General features: G+C 52.2%; 19 protein-coding genes. 13 read left to right on the forward strand and 6 right to left on the reverse strand.

Annotated elements, in window-relative coordinates:
- Positions 1-89: 89 nt before the first annotated feature.
- Positions 90-443, reverse strand: a complete 354-nt coding sequence (locus ACHZA1_RS11150) for a helix-turn-helix domain-containing protein (RefSeq protein ID WP_320051961.1) — start codon at positions 441-443, stop codon at positions 90-92.
- 543 nt (positions 444-986) lie between these two features.
- Between ACHZA1_RS11150 and ACHZA1_RS11155 the strand changes: the two genes are divergently transcribed.
- The 6 genes from ACHZA1_RS11155 (at position 987) to ACHZA1_RS11180 (ending at position 5,719) form a co-directional block, all read left to right on the forward strand.
- Positions 987-1,214, forward strand: a complete 228-nt coding sequence (locus ACHZA1_RS11155) for a hypothetical protein (RefSeq protein ID WP_320051962.1) — start codon at positions 987-989, stop codon at positions 1,212-1,214.
- A gap of 321 nt (positions 1,215-1,535) precedes the next feature.
- On the forward strand, positions 1,536-1,877 hold the full coding sequence (locus ACHZA1_RS11160) for a hypothetical protein (protein WP_320051963.1): 342 nt from the start codon (positions 1,536-1,538) through the stop codon (positions 1,875-1,877).
- Between the two features lie 6 nt (positions 1,878-1,883).
- On the forward strand, positions 1,884-2,240 hold the full coding sequence (locus ACHZA1_RS11165) for a hypothetical protein (protein ID WP_320051964.1): 357 nt from the start codon (positions 1,884-1,886) through the stop codon (positions 2,238-2,240).
- A 2-nt stretch (positions 2,241-2,242) separates the two neighbouring features.
- A complete protein-coding gene (locus ACHZA1_RS11170) occupies positions 2,243-3,400 on the forward strand; it encodes a glutathionylspermidine synthase family protein (protein ID WP_320051965.1) in 1,158 nt (385 codons plus the stop codon).
- Positions 3,401-3,424: 24 nt separating this feature from the next.
- Positions 3,425-3,805 (forward strand): DUF5329 family protein, encoded by a 381-nt coding sequence (locus ACHZA1_RS11175; RefSeq protein ID WP_320051966.1) that lies wholly within the window; start codon positions 3,425-3,427, stop codon positions 3,803-3,805.
- 276 nt (positions 3,806-4,081) lie between these two features.
- Positions 4,082-5,719: an ABC-F family ATP-binding cassette domain-containing protein gene (locus ACHZA1_RS11180; RefSeq protein WP_320051967.1), complete on the forward strand. Its 1,638-nt coding sequence runs from the start codon at positions 4,082-4,084 to the stop codon at positions 5,717-5,719.
- Between the two features lie 63 nt (positions 5,720-5,782).
- Here the strand turns inward: ACHZA1_RS11180 and ACHZA1_RS11185 are convergent, their stop codons facing one another.
- From ACHZA1_RS11185 to ACHZA1_RS11200, 4 genes are all read right to left on the reverse strand, one after another.
- The gene (locus ACHZA1_RS11185) at positions 5,783-6,178 is read right to left on the reverse strand and encodes a hypothetical protein (RefSeq protein ID WP_320051968.1); all 396 of its coding nucleotides are present in this window, start codon (positions 6,176-6,178) and stop codon (positions 5,783-5,785) included.
- 176 nt (positions 6,179-6,354) lie between these two features.
- Complete coding sequence (locus ACHZA1_RS11190; RefSeq protein ID WP_320051969.1) at positions 6,355-8,247, reverse strand: amidophosphoribosyltransferase; 1,893 nt, start codon at positions 8,245-8,247, stop codon at positions 6,355-6,357.
- Between the two features lie 60 nt (positions 8,248-8,307).
- Positions 8,308-8,784: an SPOR domain-containing protein gene (locus ACHZA1_RS11195; protein WP_320051970.1), complete on the reverse strand. Its 477-nt coding sequence runs from the start codon at positions 8,782-8,784 to the stop codon at positions 8,308-8,310.
- 110 nt (positions 8,785-8,894) lie between these two features.
- On the reverse strand, positions 8,895-9,383 hold the full coding sequence (locus ACHZA1_RS11200) for a hypothetical protein (RefSeq protein ID WP_320051972.1): 489 nt from the start codon (positions 9,381-9,383) through the stop codon (positions 8,895-8,897).
- Between the two features lie 195 nt (positions 9,384-9,578).
- Here ACHZA1_RS11200 and ACHZA1_RS11205 point away from each other — a divergent pair, with 195 nt between their 5' ends.
- From ACHZA1_RS11205 to ACHZA1_RS11215, 3 genes are all read left to right on the forward strand, one after another.
- Positions 9,579-10,601: a LacI family DNA-binding transcriptional regulator gene (locus ACHZA1_RS11205; protein ID WP_320051973.1), complete on the forward strand. Its 1,023-nt coding sequence runs from the start codon at positions 9,579-9,581 to the stop codon at positions 10,599-10,601.
- Positions 10,602-10,634: 33 nt separating this feature from the next.
- Positions 10,635-11,519, forward strand: coding sequence for an ROK family protein (locus ACHZA1_RS11210; protein ID WP_320051974.1), 885 nt, complete (start codon positions 10,635-10,637; stop codon positions 11,517-11,519).
- 235 nt (positions 11,520-11,754) lie between these two features.
- Positions 11,755-12,138, forward strand: coding sequence for a hypothetical protein (locus ACHZA1_RS11215; protein WP_320051975.1), 384 nt, complete (start codon positions 11,755-11,757; stop codon positions 12,136-12,138).
- A 30-nt stretch (positions 12,139-12,168) separates the two neighbouring features.
- Here the strand turns inward: ACHZA1_RS11215 and miaB are convergent, their stop codons facing one another.
- Positions 12,169-13,566: a tRNA (N6-isopentenyl adenosine(37)-C2)-methylthiotransferase MiaB gene (gene miaB / locus ACHZA1_RS11220; RefSeq protein ID WP_321426964.1), complete on the reverse strand. Its 1,398-nt coding sequence runs from the start codon at positions 13,564-13,566 to the stop codon at positions 12,169-12,171.
- 164 nt (positions 13,567-13,730) lie between these two features.
- On the opposite strand from miaB, the gene ACHZA1_RS11225 reads away from it, so the two are divergent.
- The 4 genes from ACHZA1_RS11225 (at position 13,731) to ACHZA1_RS11240 (ending at position 18,136) form a co-directional block, all read left to right on the forward strand.
- The gene (locus ACHZA1_RS11225) at positions 13,731-14,840 is read left to right on the forward strand and encodes a carbohydrate-binding family 9-like protein (protein ID WP_320051976.1); all 1,110 of its coding nucleotides are present in this window, start codon (positions 13,731-13,733) and stop codon (positions 14,838-14,840) included.
- A gap of 181 nt (positions 14,841-15,021) precedes the next feature.
- Positions 15,022-15,879, forward strand: coding sequence for a hypothetical protein (locus ACHZA1_RS11230; protein WP_320051977.1), 858 nt, complete (start codon positions 15,022-15,024; stop codon positions 15,877-15,879).
- A 106-nt stretch (positions 15,880-15,985) separates the two neighbouring features.
- The gene (locus ACHZA1_RS11235) at positions 15,986-17,350 is read left to right on the forward strand and encodes a serine hydrolase (protein WP_320051978.1); all 1,365 of its coding nucleotides are present in this window, start codon (positions 15,986-15,988) and stop codon (positions 17,348-17,350) included.
- 108 nt (positions 17,351-17,458) lie between these two features.
- A complete protein-coding gene (locus ACHZA1_RS11240) occupies positions 17,459-18,136 on the forward strand; it encodes an HAD family phosphatase (RefSeq protein WP_320051979.1) in 678 nt (225 codons plus the stop codon).
- The last annotated feature ends 313 nt before the right edge of the window (positions 18,137-18,449 follow it).

Below are 18,449 nucleotides of genomic sequence, written 5' to 3' on the forward strand. Positions count from 1 at the left end.
GCAATAAAGATGTACAAATATAACCATGAAATTGAAGATAAGTGCTTTCCCCTGAAAAGTCGTACGAAATTTCTTTGGGATGAGCTTTTCTACTCCTCTTTGCCAAGCTTCTTGAGCAGCTCCAGCGCCTGGTCGAGCTTCTCGGGTGGAATCCCCTGAATGGCGCCGACTAGGGGGCCGTAGCTGCCCCTTCGAAGGAGCTTGGCCAATGGCTGCGACAGCTCCTCGGGAGTCTCATCCCTTGGAACCCACTCCAGCAAATCGTTGGGGGTGCAGCGCAGCAGCCGGCAGAGGTACTCGAGCTTGCTGAACTGAATCTGCGTAAACGAGCCCTTGAGCATGGAGTGGCAGGTCCGGTAGGGGTATCCCTGCTTCTGCAGGTATTGGAGCGGATTGGTGTGGCCCCGCATTCGAATCATCCGTTCGATATTAAGCTTTATCATATCGGTTAGTTATTGTTAGGTCTCCCAATGTAGCGTATTATTTCCTGATTTTAAACTCCCCTAATAGCCGATGCGAAACTTCCTTGAGGGTACTTTAGCGGGGGTAAAAGCGACTTTTTTGAACATGGCAGGGTATTTTGATACGCTTCTAGGTAATAAAAATACGCTTTCAAGTAATAATTATGCATCGAAAAGTAATAAACATACAGTCTGAAGTACTAAAAATACATCAAGAGTGTAGAAATCTACATTCAAAGTGTAGTAGAATTACTTGAAGAGGTATTTCAATACATCGGCAGGTACTTTTTTCTACTTGGAAGGTGCAACGTCGAGGGTTTGACCGATGCGCTTGAGGAATGAACCTTCGGCTTTGCCGCTTCAACCTGTGGCTTTATTGTTTCAACCTTCGGCGTTGCGGCTGCTAGCAATTCGCGAGGGGGTTCAACCGGCGATTGGGGGCTTGGCTGCGAGAAGATCATCCCTTTTTTTGGTTAAGCCTCTGCAATTTGCTAATATTGGGGAGTATCTAATAACACATTCATTATGGAAAAACCTAAATCTTCTGACCTGCCAGGGCAACCGTTCCTTCCGAGGTTCTTCAACCGGTGGGGGAACCTGATAATCGCTGTTCTTTCGGGAGTGCTTGCCGTGAGGTATATCCTTAGCACCGATTTTCACAGCTGGAAAAGCCTCGTTGCTGCGGGAGTAATGTCAGCGCTTTGCCTGCTCTGCTTTATCCGATACCTTATTCAACAGATTAGGAAAGAATAACCAGTAATTATAGCACGAAATCATGTTCTGGAAAATTTATGCGTCTTTTTTGAAGGCTACCGACCCGTATTGGCGGTGGTGTGTAAGGAATGGGTATCTTATTGGTAGTGTCTGCTGGGCGGCGCTAGCGGTGTTGGCGGTCGTTAAGAGCGAAGATGGGGCACTCGTAGAGCCTATCTGCCTTGGTACTGCCTCAGTCGTTGGGGTTATCTGCCACATTCATGATCGGCGCAAGCACCGCGGCTAAATTTTTGATCACAATACAATATGGTTACATTTGCGCCTCGACGAACGAATTCGAAACGCTATTACAAGTACACTATGAGATCACTTCTAAGGATCGTGGCCTACATGGCCGTTCCAGCAATGATGCTGACCAGCTGCGGCGGCAGCTCCGATGACGAGACCCCCAAACCAGGCACCGGCGACGACATCGATGTAACGGTGGCCACCACCCAAAACGAGAAGCAAACCCTGCTCACCCTCACCTACAAGGTGTACGTAAAGGGGAAGCTGGTGAAGACCTTCTCCAAGGTGGATACGCTGCCCAACCTTGGGCTTAATGTGGCACCCGACACCACCTTCGATTCGGATGACAACATCGAGTCGATAAAGAAGGATACCACGCTCAACGGCTACCGCCTATTTATCACCAGCAAGTAAGCGGCCATGAAGAACAAGAAGTTATTGCTCGTTCCCTTTATTGCCGTTGGCCTTCACGGATGTAAGGACGATAAGCCGATGGCCAACAGCAACACCTACATCCGCACCAGCGCCGATTCTACCTACAAGCCCTACGGAAACCACAATACGCACGTCTTTTATCCGCTATTCTTTATGGCGGCGGGGCACTACTTCCATGGCGGCTACGACTCGCCAACCGCCCGCTCGTACTTTAGCGGTACCGATAGGGGGAAGGCGATGAACGTTCGCAGCGGATCGTTCCATGCCTCGGCGCACTCGGCTCCTGTGGTGATGTCGCGTGGCGGATTTGGCAGCAGCGGGTTTCACTCATCAGCCACCTAGCGATGTTCCGAAACAGCATCACCCCACGCCCCGACTGGCAGCAGAAGGCGCAGGAGGTAGGCTTCACCTTCCACTCGGTTGGCAACGGCTACTGGAACGAGGCGGCCTACTACTCCTTCTCGCCGTACGAGGTGGAGCGCCTCTACGCCGCCACCAAGGCCATCAGCGAGATGTGCCTACAGGCGGTGGAGCAGGTCATCTCCCAAAAGGATTACGACCGATTCCATATCCCCGAGTACATCCGCCCGGCCATAGAGGTGAGCTGGGAGCAGGAGCACGCCTCCATCTACGGAAGGATGGATTTGGCCTACGACGGCAGCAACATCAAGCTGCTGGAGTATAACGCCGACACGCCCACCTCGCTCTTCGAGGCCTCCGTATTCCAGTGGATGTGGAAGGAGGAGGTATTCCCCCGGCTCGACCAGTACAACTCCATCCACGAGAGCCTGATCGACCACTTTAGGGAGATCGACCGGTACTGCCTCGACAAGAACCTGCTCCACTTTGCCTGCATCACCAGCATGCCCGAAGATCTGGTTACCACCGAGTACCTTCGCGACTGCGCCACGCAGGCGGGTATCGCCACGCGCCTGCTTGATATTCGCGAGATTGGCGTTACCGATGCCGGCCAGTTTGTTGGAATGGAGGATGAGCCCATCCTTCACCTCTTTAAGCTTTACCCTTGGGAGTGGATGGTACACGAGGAGTTTGGGCGCTCTATAATGAGCTCCATCACCCATATTATTGAACCTCCTTGGAAGATGATTCTATCCAATAAGATGATCCTGACGGTGCTTTGGGAAATGTTTCCCGGCAACGAGTACCTGCTGCCCGCTTTCGGTTCAATCGAGGAGTTTAGGCGCAGCGAGCCTACCTGCGGATATGCGCGTAAGCCGCTGCTCGCGCGCGAGGGGGCTAATGTTGAGCTGGTCGGAGCCTTCAACGAGGTGCTTGCCTCCTCTGGAGGCGACTATGGCGAGGAGGGCTACATTTATCAGAAGCTGGCCAATCTTGCCGCCTTCCCTTCGGATAGGGGGAACGTTTACCCTATAGTTGGCGCTTGGCTGGTTAACCACGAGCCCGTGGGCATCGGCATTCGAGAGGATGTGTCGATGATCACCGCCAATACCAGCAACTTTGTGCCGCATGTTATAATTTAACCAAACAATACATAGAGGAGACTTATGAAGTTCAAAGCTTTACTCATTGCGTCGATTGCCCTTGTTACATTGATGACCATTGGCACACGCGTTAGCGCTCAGGCTAAACTTTCCGAAAAACAGAAGATAGAGGCGCTGATCCAGTCGGTTCAGCAGCTAAAGGGAGCGCAATTCTACCGAAATGGCTCGTACTACGATGCTGCAAAAGCGGCTGATCACCTCCGCATGAAGTGGGGGAAAGCCGGTAGCCGGGTAAAAACGGCTCAAGACTTTATAGAGGTGGTAGGCTCTAAATCGTACCTAAGCGGCGAGGAGTACCACATTAAGCTTTCCGATGGGCGAAAGGTTGCCACCAAGGCGTTCTTTACCCAAAGGCTTAAGGAAATAACGGCTCCTAAAAAGTAGATAGTATAAAGGCAGCGCTGGAAGGCGTTGCCTTTTTTTGTAGAGTATTTACGTAGATTCACTTCGGCTTCGGATAGCAACCTAACCCACCCCTACCCTCCCGCCTGAGCGGGAGGATCACGAGCCCTGAGTTAGCCTTGTTGGTTAATCGTATTATTTCCCTTGAAATTGTTTTTGTGCTCTTCGTGGTTCACTTAAAATCTGTGTAAATCTGCCTAATCCGCTTAATCCGTGATCCGTTTTTCTATCTTTGCGCCTCAAATTTAAATAGCAGAGATGATTGCAGCAGATGGGCTTGGCGTAGAGTTTGGGGGAACCACCCTGTTTAAGGATGTGACGTTTGTGGTGAACGAGAAGGACCGTATCGCCCTGATGGGCAAGAACGGTGCCGGCAAGTCTACCCTGCTAAAGATACTGGCAGGCGTTCGTCAGCCCTCATCGGGGCGCGTATCGGCCCCCAAGGATGCCGTAATCGCCTACCTGCCCCAGCACCTGATGACCGAGAACACGCGCACCGTGTTCGAGGAGGCCTCGATGGCCTTTTCGCAGATTCACGAGATGGAGCGCCGCATCCAGGAGATCAACGACGAACTGGGCGCCCGCACCGACTACGAGAGCGACGAGTACTCGCGCCTCATCGAGGAGGTGTCGACCCTCAGCGAGAAGTTCTACACCATCGAGGATATCAACTATGATGCCGAGGTGGAGAAGATTCTGCTCGGCTTAGGCTTCGTTCGCGAGGACTTCACCCGTCCAACCGGCGACTTTAGCGGCGGATGGCGCATGCGCATCGAGCTGGCCAAGATTCTGCTGCAAAAGCCCGACCTCATCCTGCTCGACGAGCCCACCAACCACATGGACATCGAGTCGATTCAGTGGCTCGAGGAGTTTCTCATCAACAGCGCCAAGGCGGTAATCGTTATCAGCCACGATAGGGCTTTTGTTGATAACATCACCACCCGTACCATCGAGGTAACCATGGGCCGCATTTACGACTACAAGGTAAACTACTCCGAGTACCTGGTGCTGCGCAAGGAGCGCCGCGAGCAGCAGCAGAAGCAGTACGACGATCAGCAGAAGATGATAGCCGATACGCAGGTGTTCATCGATCGCTTTAAGGGAACTTATTCTAAAACCTTACAGGTGCAGTCGCGCGTAAAGATGCTGGAGAAGCTCGAGATTGTGGAGATCGACGAGGAGGATACTTCGGCGCTTCGCCTCAAGTTTCCGCCATCGCCCCGTGCGGGCAGTTACCCCGTTATTGCCGAGGGCGTGAGCAAGAACTACGGTGATCACCTGGTGTACCAGAACGCCTCGTTCACCATCGAGCGCGGCGAGCGCGTGGCCTTCGTGGGCAAGAACGGCGAGGGAAAATCGACCATGGTGAAGTCCATCATGAAGGAGATAGACCATGAGGGCACGCTAACGCTCGGACATAATGTAATGATCGGCTACTTTGCCCAGAATCAGGCATCACTGCTCGACGAGGATCTTACCGTTTTCCAAACCATCGACGATGTGGCCAGGGGCGACATCCGCAATAAGATAAAGGATATCCTCGGTGCCTTCATGTTTGGTGGCGACAACTCTGCCAAGAAGGTGAAGGTGCTATCGGGCGGCGAGCGCACCCGCTTAGCCATGATTAAGTTGCTGCTGGAGCCCGTCAACCTTCTCATCCTCGATGAGCCCACCAATCACCTCGACCTAAAAACGAAGGATATCCTAAAGGAAGCTCTCAAAGACTACGACGGTACGCTCATTGTCGTTTCGCACGACCGCGACTTCCTCGACGGCCTCGTGAGCAAGGTGTACGAGTTTGGCAACAAGCGTGTGAAGGAGCACTTGGGCGATATCAAGTACTTCCTAGAGGTAAAGAAGATGGAGAATTTGAGGGAGATTGAGCGGAAGAACTAGCGCTGCTAGGATTTGAATATTATATAAGAAGAGGGATGCGATAGCTTGCATCCTTCTTCTTTTTTATTTTAGCGCTTGCCTAATTTGTTCCGATTGGGTTTTCTCGGCAATCAGCTTCGCGTAATCAGGGAAGCTAGCCTTGATGGTGGTAGCGGCATCGGCAGTTTCGGTAAAAACAACTTCAGGCAGATTCTCTAGTTCTGAAGGTTCTCGGTTGTCTACCAGGTAGCGGAGAACCATATAGGGTAACGATTCGGCAACATGTTCCTCTACGTAGGTTTGCATTGTTTGATCGAGCACAGTCTCCACCTCGAGTACGCCACCCTTAATGTAGGGTGTTTCGCCATCTTTAAAGATAAGGTAGTACTCTATGGAAACCTTTTTATCCTTTTCGGTAGCCTCTAAGAGCGCATAGGCGCTTCCAAATTGCCCGATGGGAGCAGTGTATTGTTGAAACATGATTATTCTTTTTTGAATTGTGGGAGGCAAAAGTAATGCGTTTACGTTGGCATTGCAAATATTCAATTCAGCCGATTATGTCCCCAAATAAAAGTAGGGGCAGATGATTATCTGCCCCCATAAAATATTCATCTAGCTATAGGAACAGAAAAATTTCTGCCCCTACGAACCTAATCCTAGTAAGCCCTTTTGTTTACACCCTCGATAAAGTTGATAAACGCGGTATTTACAACGCGGTTGCCGCCATCGGTGGGGTAGTTGCCGGTAAAGTACCAATCGCCAAGGTCGTTTGGACAAGCCTCGTGAAGTCCTTCAATGGTTTGGTAGACGATTTCTAGGTCTGCCTTCATTTCGGCAGGACGAAGAATCTCGGCAATTTTATTGGAGATTTGCTCGTCGGTAAACGGACGGTAGATATCCTTTACGTGGTTGATGATTTCCTCCTTTGGCAGGTACTGCTGAGCCTTACAACGCTGGTAAACATCTTCGATAACGTTGGCTTTCCCTGTATCCTTTAGCAATTCGATGGCTGCGGTGAAGGCGATAAAGTCGCCCATCTTGGTCATATCTATGCCGTAGCAGTCGGGGTAGCGAATTTGAGGTGCCGAGCTTACCACCACAATCTTTTTGGGGTCGAGGCGGTCGAGCATGCGCAGGATGCTCTGGCGGAGCGTAGTTCCGCGAACGATGGAGTCGTCGATTATAACCAAGTTGTCGATGTCGGGATTAACGGTACCGTAGGTGATGTCGTACACGTGGGCAACCATGTCGTCGCGATCCTGATCTTGGGTAATGAAGGTGCGCAACTTAACGTCCTTCACGGCGATCTTCTCGATACGTGGGCGTTCGGAGATGATCTCTATCAAACGTTCTTGGGTGATGTTGCCGTTTGCCTCAATGATCTGCTGCTTCTTTTGCTCTGCCATATACTTCTCTACGCCTTCAACAAGACCGTAGAAAGCGGTTTCAGCAGTATTCGGAATAAAGGAGAAGACGGTGTTCTTTATGTCGTGGTCAACAGCCTTAAGCACTTGGTTAACCACGCCGGCGCCTAGTCCCTTACGCTCGAGGTAGATATTCTTGTCGGTTCCGCGCGAGAAGTAGATGCGCTCGAACGAGCACGACTTACGCTCCTGAGGAACGCGAATCTGTTCGATGGCAACATCGCCATTCTTGCGTATGATAAGTGCAGTACCCGGCTTAACCTGATGAACTTCGGTGGCGGGAACATTCATTACGGTTTGAATAACGGCACGCTCCGAGGCTACCACCACAATTTCGTCGTCGACATAGTAGTTGGCTGGGCGAATACCCCAAGGGTCGCGGGCAACAAAGGCGTCGCCATGGCCTACTAACCCGGCAAGGGCGTAGCCACCATCAAAATCCTTGGTGGCAATTTCGAGCACCTTGCGGATGTCGATGTTCGATTCGATGAGCTTCGAGATATCCTTATTGTTGAATCCCTCGTTCTTATACTTGCGGAAGAGCATCTGGTTTTCCTCATCGAGGAAGAAGCCCATCATCTCGAGAATGGTAACGGTATCGGTAAAATCTTTTGGATGTTGTCCAAGGTCAACCAAGCGGTTGAACAGCTCATCGACGTTGGTAAGGTTGAAGTTGCCAGCCAGCACCAAACTGCGGCTACGCCAGTTGTTGGCGCGCATCACGGGGTGCACAAAGTCGATGGAGTGGTTGCCGAAGGTGCCGTAGCGAAGGTGCCCGAGGTAGAGCTCCCCGGCAAAGTTTACGTTTTCCTTAGCCCAAGCGGGGTCGGCTACGAGCGACTTGTCGGCGCTGGAAAATCCTTGGCGGATATTGTCGAAAACATCCTTGATAGGGGTCGACTGGTTGGAACGATAGCGGTCGAAGTAGCGCTTGCCGGGTGCAAGATCAATCTTAACGCTGGCAACGCCTGCGCCGTCTTGACCGCGGTTGTGCTGCTTTTCCATTAGTAGGTACAACTTTTGGATTCCATAAGTCCACGAGCCGTACTTTTCCTTGTAGTACTCCAACGGTTTGCGAAGGCGTATAAGGGCAATGCCGCACTCGTGCTTAATTTGATCGCTCATCTTTCAACTAGTTTGCTGTTTGTTATTGTGTGTTCTTTCTTCAACAAATAAAAAATCCCACTACAAGGGTGGGAAGTTAATTTTTTCCTTTACAGGATATGCTTTTGGGTACTCGAACTTAATGACTTCTAAGAAGGCTTTTGCTTCGTTTAAGGTTCTAAAGTCTCCGATCGAAACGCGGAAGTAGGGGCTGGAGTACGATCGGTATGCCTTAACGGCGGGATGCTTTACCTCAAATTGCATCACAAGCGATTCCGATTCCTGGCGCGAGTTCTGCTTGTTGTCGGAGAATATTCTTAGCCGGTAACCGCTTTGGGTAAAGGTGCGCTCGTTCTTTGCAGCCATCTGCGTCACCGCCTGCTTAAGGAATGGCGGCTGATCGATTTTAACGGTTGCTCCGTTGGCACCCGGCTCTGCAAGATTCGTATAGATGTTGTAGTGTATTGCACGTAAGGTGTCGGCAGTGGTTGCGTTTTGTGCGCGTCCTGTGCTGCATCCTACTATTAGAATCGCAATTACGGCAATGAGTTGTTTCATGGTAGGATAAACCCGTTAGTTTAATAGGGTGAACGTCTTAACGGCTGCAAATGTAGTAAATTCAAATCAGTAATAGAGTTGAAAGGCACTGTTAAGTATTGCTACAATTGCTACTTCGTTGACGACTTTAAGACGCTGTCGAGCCCCTTTATGGCGCTGGTTAGCTTCTGGTTTTCGAACTTGATCTTCTTCGAGAAGGGGAACGCGCTTACCTTAAGGTAGCCGTTTGCCGTGTAGTCCTCGGGGTTGAACTTGCGGGTGAGTAGGATGAAACCAGAGGAAAGGATGTTGACAATGCGAACCTTTAGCTGGATTGTCGTCTCGATATGGCTTTTGGCGGGTACTACTACCTTCTCAAGCGATTCGATGTGCGCAAACTTGTTGTCGAAGCGGTTGATGTCGATGTCGAGCTTGTTCAGGTTTACCTTGCTGCCTGTTGGGTTATTTACCAGCACCGTTAGGTCGACGTAGGCCGTAGAGCCGCTAAACTCTCGAAGGTTAACGTTGGTTACCTTCTCGACGCGAATCTCCTTGTAGCTGCTACAGGAGGCAAGCGATAGAGCGAACAGAAATGCTAAAAGGAGTTTGGTGTAGCGCATGACAAAGTATTTTGGGGCGCTAAAATAGTAAAATAATGGAATATGCAGCGGGCAATAATTTTGTTGGAGCTAGCGAGAGCTTTTGAGCGAGGAGGGCTTGGGGGATATTTGATCGTTTAAAAATGATATTTGGGCAATGGTTTGCAGCTGATCTGGTTTTTTGTTGTAAAATTGTGCAACCAAATGTAGTGATGCATGAAACGAATGGACATTACCATTGATGACATTGCAATTGAGTTGGGCATCTCTGTCTCAACCGTTTCGCGTGCGCTCAACAACCATCCTCGTATTAGCGATGCTACAAAGCAAAAGGTGCTAAAAAAGGCGAAGGAGTTGGGCTATAAGCCAGGCATGTCGGATTATGGGAAGAGGCTGGCATCGTCCGGGCAAATTGTTGCGCTGGTTTGCCCTCACCTGAACAGCCGAATGTACAGGACCGCGCTGGAGAAGCTGCAGCCGGCATTGTTGGCAAAGGGGATTATTGTATCGGCGTTTTTCTCCGAAAACCGATCGGAGGTGGAGCGGCAAATTGTGGCGAGGCTGGTTGAGATAAAGCCTGCCGCGGTGGTTATATGCACTGCGGTGGACACGAACGACTACAGCCACTTCTCTAGCCTGCTTGATGCGGGGATTCCTCTTATTTGCTTTAACCGCGTGAACTTCGACTTCCCCGTTCCGAAGATAATTGCCGACAACTACCAGGGCGCATTCTCGGCTGCCAGCAAGTTTATTGCGGGTGGCGCCAGTAGAATTGGGATTCTAATGGGGCATCGGCGTTGCCCCATCTACGAGGAGATCGTTAAGGGGGTGAAGCAGGCGGTGTACAAGGTTGGGCGCGCCTGGCGCCCGGAGTACCTGGTGAACTGCAACCTCGACGACAGCTCGGTGGAGCATGCCATCGACTACTTCCTCTCGCTGCCTGAGCCTCCCGACGCCATGATCGTTGCCCGTCCGCAGAACGCGCTTCACCTGATATACAAGCTGAGGGAGCTCAACATCTCGGTACCCAACGACATTCCGGTGGTGGCCTTTGGCTCGTTCGAGTACAACAAGTACATCACCCCGGCCATCTCCACCATCGAGGTTGACGCCAACCGTATGGCCGACGAGCTGGTGGCTAAGGTAGAGGAGGTGCTCATCAGCGATGGCGAGCCGCTTTCGGGAAATACGGTTATTGTTCCAACCGAACTCTTTGTTCGCGGAACCAGCTTTCGGTAAATTGTCGATTATAACAACGAACACAGTTGAACTATGATATTCACAGGCGATAATGCAGATAGCACCTTTGTAGGTGTAAACATGAGCGGCCGCTACATTCAGGTTGGTCGCGTGAAGGGGGAGCTCATCGAGCAGCAGGAGACCCGCAAGATAAACAACCGCGAGGTGGAGGATGTGATCCTGCGCGACCTGATCTCCACCATCGAGGTGGTGATGACCCCCGAGGTTAGCAGCATCGGCGTTGGCGTGCCCAGCGTGGTGGACGTAAAGCAGGGGATTGTGTACAAGGTGATCAACATTCCGTCGTGGCGGAAGGTGCACCTCAAGGCCATTCTCGAGCAGCACTTCGGGAAGCCCGTGTACGTGAACAACAACGCCAACTGCTTTGCTGTAGGCGAAAAGTACTTCGGCAAGGGGCTGCCATACGACAACATGGTGGGCCTCACCATCGGCACTGGGGTTGGCGCTGGTACCGTGTTCAACGGGCATCTCTACTCGGGCAACAACTGCGTGGCCGGCGAGTTTGGGCTTATCCCCTACAAGGAGCACGACTACGAGTACTACTGCTCGGAGGGCTACTTCGAGGAGAAGTACGGCATTAAGGCCGAAACCTTCCTCGATCGTGCCGCCGACGAAGACAAGATTGCGCTGGCCATCTTCGAGCAGTTTGGGTACGATGTGGGCAACCTGATTAAAACCATCATGTACTCGGTGGACCCTGACCTGATTGTTATCGGGGGGGCGCTTTCGAGGGCATTCCCCTTCTTCGAGAATACGATGTGGAAGCAGATTCGCACGTTCTTCTACCGCGAGGCTGCCGATAGGCTTAAGGTGGTGCAAACCGATACGCCGGATATCGCCGTTCTTGGCGCTGCTGCGCTTTGCCTAGACGCAAAAAACCGTCTGCTCTTTAAGTAAGCCTCTCCGCTAGGGGCGAAGGCTCTACCAAGTAGCGAATGCTGCCGCATCCCAGCGCCGTAGGGGTGGAGCAGTATCGGCCGCTTGGTAGAGGTTTCGCTCCTACGACGCGGGCTGGGTGTCAGCCCTTTCTTATTTTCCTTCTTTGATCGCGCTCCTCTGCCATGCAGGCCCCCTTCGAGGAGATTATCAGCGGTTAGGGTAGGCACCGCTCCATAAGCAGTTTTTTATTCTCATGACCGGAACAGTTATCCATGCAAGGATAAGAGTTATCCACGCGTCGGAAACAGTTATCCACGGAAGGATAAGAGTTATCTTCGTGTCGGAAACAGTTATCCACGGAAGGATAAGAGTTATCTTCGTGTCGGAAACAGTTATCTACGGAAGGATAAGAGTTATCCACGTGTCGGAAACAGTTATCCACGGAAGGATAAGAGTTATCCTCGCGTCGGAAACAGTTATCCACGGAAGGATAAGAGTTATCCTCGCGTCGGAAACAGTTATCCATGCAAGGATAAGAGTTATCCTCACGACCGGAACAGCTATCCACGCAGCACCAGCGGTTACCCTTGATCGGCTATCGGCAGTAGCGAAAAAAAGAGCCCACCAGCAGGGCTGATGGGCTTTTATGATGTTGGGTCGTTGGGCGCTACTCTACAGGCTCGCCCTTAAGCGTGGCCGATGAGGCTTGGGTTACCCTTACCTTCACAAAATCGCCAACCTTATAGTCCTTTCGGGCGAATACGATCACCTTATTTTGCGAGTTGCGGCCAAAGAGCTCCTCCTGTGAGCGCTTCGACGTTCCCTCCACGAGCACCTCAAACTCCTTACCGATATCCTTCTGGTTGCTCCTAAGCGATAGCTTGTTTTGCAAGTCGATAATTTCGTTGAGGCGGCGGGTCTTTACCTCGTCGGGCACATCGTCGGTGAGGGTGCGCTGCGCCTTGGTGTTGGGGCGCTCGCTGTACTTAAACATGTAGGCGAACTCGTACCCCACCTCGTCCATGAGCGAGAGCGTATCCTGATGCTCCTCCTCGGTTTCGGTGCAAAATCCGGCAATGATGTCGGTAGAAATTGCGCAGTCGGGCATGTACCGGCGGATGGCCGCAATGCGGTCGAGGTACCACTCGCGGGTGTAGCAGCGGTTCATCACCTGTAGCATGCGGGTGTTGCCCGATTGGGCTGGCAGGTGGATGTACTTGCAGATGTTGTCGTGGGCGGCCATTACCTCCAGCACCTCGTCCTTCATATCGCGGGGATGCGAGGTGGAGTAGCGGATGCGCATGCGGGGATTCTGCCTGGCCACCATGTCGAGCAGGTTGGCGAAGCTTACCTCCTCGGCATCCCCCTCGGTGGTTGTCCATCGGTAGGAGTTGACGTTCTGCCCGAGCAGGGTAACCTCCTTGTAGCCGTTGTCGGCCAGCTCCTGCACCTCGCGCAGGATAGTGTAGGGGTTGCGGCTGCGCTCGGCCCCACGGGTGTAGGGCACCACGCAGTAGGTGCACATGTTGTTGCATCCGCGCATGATGGAAACAAAGGCGGTAACGCCATTCTGGTCGAGGCGAACGGGGCTAAGATCGGCGTAGGTCTCCTCGCGCGATAGCAGCACGTTGATTCCCTTTTGGCCACCATCGGCACCAACTACTAGATTGGGAAGGTCGCGGTAGGCATCGGGCCCCACAACAATATCAACGACTTTATCCTCTTCGAGGAGCTTCGTCTTTAGGCGCTCGGCCATGCAGCCGATTACCCCTACCAGTACGGGGCGCTTCTTCTTCTGCTGCTTGAATACATCTAGGCGTCCCCAAACGCGCTGCTCGGCGTTGTCGCGAATCGAGCAGGTGTTGATCAGGATGAGGTCGGCCTTCGCAAGATCCTTAGTCAGCGAGTAGCCGTTGTGCTGCATGATGGACACCACCACCTCCGAGTCGTTGACGTTCATCTGGCAGCCGTACGTCTCGATGTACAGCTTGGGCAGCGATTCGTTTACTACGGGCCTGATGGATTTAAAGTCCACTGCGCCCTTGTTATCTACGCTAATGCTCATTGTTGTAAAAATTTGGGCAAAGGTAGCATTTAATGTGAATGGTGGCGGTACCCCCTCCGGGTGGGCGCTTTTTCGTCTGGCAATTCAGCATATATATAAGCCGATAAAATATTTTAGCTGATAAAAGGGGTATCTTCGCGCCCTTATAAACCTCTAACCATTTTATGAAGAAGAATCGATTTTTACTAATGATGCTGCTCGCTGTAGGATCGTGGGTGGGTGCTAACGCGCAGATTGCCGTTACGGGGCTAAGTACCCAGGGCATCGAGCACCTGTTTAAAATCCCGAAGTGCTACACCGCCGTTAAGGCTTGCGACTCCATCACCATCGACGGCAAGTTCGATGAGAGCACGTGGAGCAACGCCCCCTGGACCGACAAGTTTGTCGATCTGGAAGGCGACGCAAAGGGTAAGCCCCGCTTCAACACCCGCGTTAAGATGGCGTGGGATAGCCGCTACCTCTACGTTGCTGCCGAGCTCGAAGAACCCCACATCTGGGGTAGCCTGAAGGAGCACGACCAGGTCATCTTCCACGATAACGACTTCGAGATCTTCCTCGATCCCGATGGCGACACGCACAACTACTTCGAGTACGAGGTAAACCCCCTGGGTACCATCTTCGACATCTTTCTGGTGAAAACCTACCGTGTTGGTGGTCCCGCCATTGTTACCTGGAACTTTCAAGGGCTCAAGCAGGCCATCGGCATCGATGGTACGCTGAACGACCCTAGCGATATCGACCGTAAGTGGACGGTTGAGGTGGCCATCCCGCTAAAGTCGCTGGCGTTCGAGTTTAGGGCTCCCTCCGTTCAAAAACCTTGGCGCATTAACTTTATGCGCGTGGAGTGGGAGGCAAAGGCCGAGAATGGCGCTTACGTAAAGGAGACTGACACCTCCACCGGTATTGCCAAGGCCGAGAGCAAGTGGGTGTGGTCGTCTCAAGGAGTGGCAAATATGCACTGTCCCGAACTTTGGGGCTACCTTAACTTTGCCAACAGCACCAGCCTCGACGAGGTAGCGCCGTTCGAAATGCCGCAGTCGGAGCAGGCCAAGAGTGCCCTGTGGGCCATCTTCTACCGCCAGCAGGAGTACCTTACCCAGAATGGGCGCTTCGCGAAAGACTTGAGCGATATCGGGATTAACAGCAGCATCACGGTAAACAAAGAGCCCTACAGGCTACTTCTCGATGCGGCCAACAACCTATACCAGGCCATGCTGGTTGACAAGACTGGCAAACTCGTTGCCAAGATTAATAACGAAGGGAAAATCTACTAGGGCGGATTCATTTGACTTGCCTAGGAATACTTAGGCATCGTTGATTCGGTGCTGCAAGAATAAGTGAAGGTTTGTAGAGAAGGAAGCATTGGGGCTCTTCTCTACAAACCTTTTTTTCTACAAACTTTTTCAGTTACATTTACCAGCATTAGCTATTACTTACTTTAAACCTACGTATTGCATGAATAGATTTCTTGCCGTGCTCATTGTCGCTGTAGCCTTTCCGGTGCTGAGCTTTGCCCAAGATGGATTTCAGGATGTGATTTACCTTAAGAAGGGTGGTTTTGTGAAGGGGGTAATCGTAGAGCAGGTGCCCCACAAGAGCGTGAAGCTGCTGATGAGCGATGGGGCTCTAGCCTACTTTAAGATTGAGGATATCGAGAAGTTTTCCAAGGAGCGCTACGTTGAGCCGAAGGCCGAGAAGAAACCTCGCAGCAGCTACATCGGATTTACGGCAGGCTTCTCGGAACCTATTGGCAGCTACGCCAGCCGCTCTGATGCCGCAGCAACTTTAGGGATGCATGTTAATCTTGTAAATGTGGGCATTCTTCTAACTCCTAACTGGGGATTGGCAGCTTCCTACTTCTGCTCGGTAAACGACTATAAGACGTACACCAACCCAATATACACAAGCGGTGTCATAACCGGATACAAGTGGAATGTTTGGGCGTATAAAGGGGCGCTGATAGGTCCTATGTACACTCAACCGTTGCTCGAAAAGCTACATCTAGACCTTCGCATAATGGGTGGTTATGCTGATCTAGGGTTGAGGCGTAAGCTCCCGAATGCTTCCGCTTTCTTCGATCAGACATCCGACGATGTAACCGTAGCCGCCATGGAAGCAGGTGCAACTCTTCGCTACGATTTCTCGCGCCTTTTTTCGGCAATGGTTATTGCTGAGTATTTTGGCTGCAACGCCCACCTCTCGGTAGAGGGCTACTCCTACAAGCAACCCCTAAATACGCTAAACCTTGGCGTTGGTCTTGCCTTTAGGATTCCTAGTATAAATGTTAATTGGCTTGCAGATTTGGTTAGGTAGGGTATAGGCATCGGTAGAACGCTGATGCCTTTTTTGTCTTGAGGAAAAATCCTTTTTACCTTACTTGTAAGCGATAGCTTTACGCATCTATAAATCTTATACGGCTATGAAATTTTCGAAACGAATAAAGCGGACTCTTGTGGTGGGGATATTTACCGTGGTGCTGGTGGCGCTCTACTTTGGCATATCTTTCGTCAACTCGCTGCTTCCCATTATTACCGGCTACAACGCTAAGCACCTTTGCTCGTCGATCTTTATCTCGAACCGCACGCAGCAGAGCGTAGAGGAACTCGACCTAAGCTTCTTTCCCATTAGGTATGCAACCAACACGGTTAGCTACAAGGATTCTACCGTCACCAGCCGTTTCCTGTGGGGAAAGGCGATTGCCGTTTTTCGAAGGGGAGTGGGGAGCACCCTGGTGCGCGATGCAGATTTGACCGCTGTCCGCAGGCTTACCTTTACCAACCGCGTTGGCTACAACCCCGACTCGGTGCAATGGCCTTTGGGCAACGTGCTGCCCGATTCCGTGAACATCAACGAAAATGAAAAGCTGAGAAGCGTTTCTCGCGAGATTGTTGGTGGTCGCAAGTACGGCGGGCACTCCTTCGCCTTTCTGGTGCTGCACAACGGCGTTCCGGTTGAGGAGGCCTACCGCCGGGGTTTCTCCGCCAAGAGCCGGCTTCTGGGATGGTCGATGGCGAAGAGCGTGGCCAACTCCATCGTTGGGGTGATGGTGAACAGCGGCATGGCCGACATCTACCAGCCAACCGGCATTAGGGAGTGGCAGCACGATACCCGAAGCCGAATAACGGTTAACGATCTGATGCGGATGCAGAGCGGCCTTCGGTGGAACGAGGACTACGGCTCCATCTCCGACGTTACCCAGATGCTGTACTGCCACGGCGATTTTGCCAGATATGCCATCAAAAAACCGCTGGAGTATCCCATTGGCTCGCGCTGGGCCTACTCCTCGGGCAGCTCCAACATCGTCTGCTACTGGGCACGCCAGCATTTCAAAAGCGACTCCGCCTTCTACGCCTTCATATACGGTAAGCTGCTCAACCGAATTGGGCTTCAGGATGCCATCCTCGAGCCCGATGCCAGCGGCATCCCCGTGGGCTCGTCGTACATCTACGCCACGGCGCGCGACTACGCCCGCTTTGCCCTGCTGTACCTGCAGGATGGCGTATTCAACGGTCAGAGCATTCTGCCTAAGGGTTGGGTTAACTACACCCGAACGCCGACCAGGAACAGCGAGGGAGCCTACGGTGCCTTCTTTTGGCGAAAGGGCAAGGAGAGTTCGCCCGAGCTGCCCAACGACTTCTACTCGTGCGAGGGGCACGACGGGCAGTACGTCATCATCATTCCCTCTAGGCAGCTGGCCATCGTGGTGCTTGGCTACTCGCATCGGCCCAACAATACCCTGAAGCTGGGGCTGCTGGTTAAGGATGTGCTGGGCGCTGTTGGGTAGCGCATCGCCTGAAAAATGGCGATAATTTGTGTAGCTTTGGCGCTCCTTTCCCCGATTAGCATGGCGATTGGAACGATAGCGCATCTTGCGCCGAACTAATGTAATAGAATGGATATGGCAGTAGAGGGAGTAATTTTTGACTTTAACGGAACGCTTTTTTGGGATACCTACCTGCACAACGAGGCTTGGGATTGCTACCTCGAGCACCACGGCTTTGCGTGGAGCGACGAGGAGAAGAATCTAAAAATCCACGGAAAAACCAACCAGGATATCTTTCAGGCGATATACCAGCGAGCCCTTTCGGAGGATGAGCTTGGGCCGATGATTATGGAGAAGGAGACCATCTACCAAACGCTATGCAGGCAGCAGCAGATGGACTTGGCTCCGGGAGCGGTAGCCCTTTTCGGCGCGCTTGCCGATGGCGGAATACCATTTACCATTGCAACAGGATCGGGCAAGGAGAACGTTGACTTCTACTTCGAGCTGCTGCACCTCGAGCGCTGGTTCCGCTACGATAGCATTGTGTACAACGATGGCTCGTTTCGCGGAAAGCCCCATCCCGACTCGTTTCTGCTGGCTGCCGATAAGCTGGGCATAGCGCCTTCCAGCGCCGTTGTCTTCGAGGATTCGATCTCCGGAATACAGGCTGCCGAAAATGCGGGGGTGGGCAAGATCGTCATCGTGAACTCCAACAGCGAGGACTATAGCAGCTGGCCCTACAAGGTAATAACCCACTTCGACGAGGTAAGGAAGCAGCTGCTCCCACAGTTCAGGGGACGCTTTTAGCGCCAACCTCCCACAAGGAAGCTTTTTCCCTCCTTTTGCGCGATTGCAGCATCAAAACCTTTGTGCATCCATGCGGGAAATGCGAATACTTACGGGGCAACCTGCCCCCGATGCTAAGCGTAGGCGCTGCCTACGCTTTTTTTTGTTGCGGCCGGAGGGCACATTCGTAAACCAGCCGAGAGGACCTGAGTCTAGCTGGCCAGATGGAGGAGCGTTGGGGAAACTTTTTTATTCAGCTATCAAAACTTTTGTGCAGCGCCATCGAAAAGTGGCGCATCGCGGGCTTTGGCTGAGGCGCAACCTGCCCTTCAGC

It is taken from the genome of uncultured Acetobacteroides sp., from assembly GCF_963667355.2.
GTDB lineage: Bacteria > Bacteroidota > Bacteroidia > Bacteroidales > ZOR0009 > Acetobacteroides.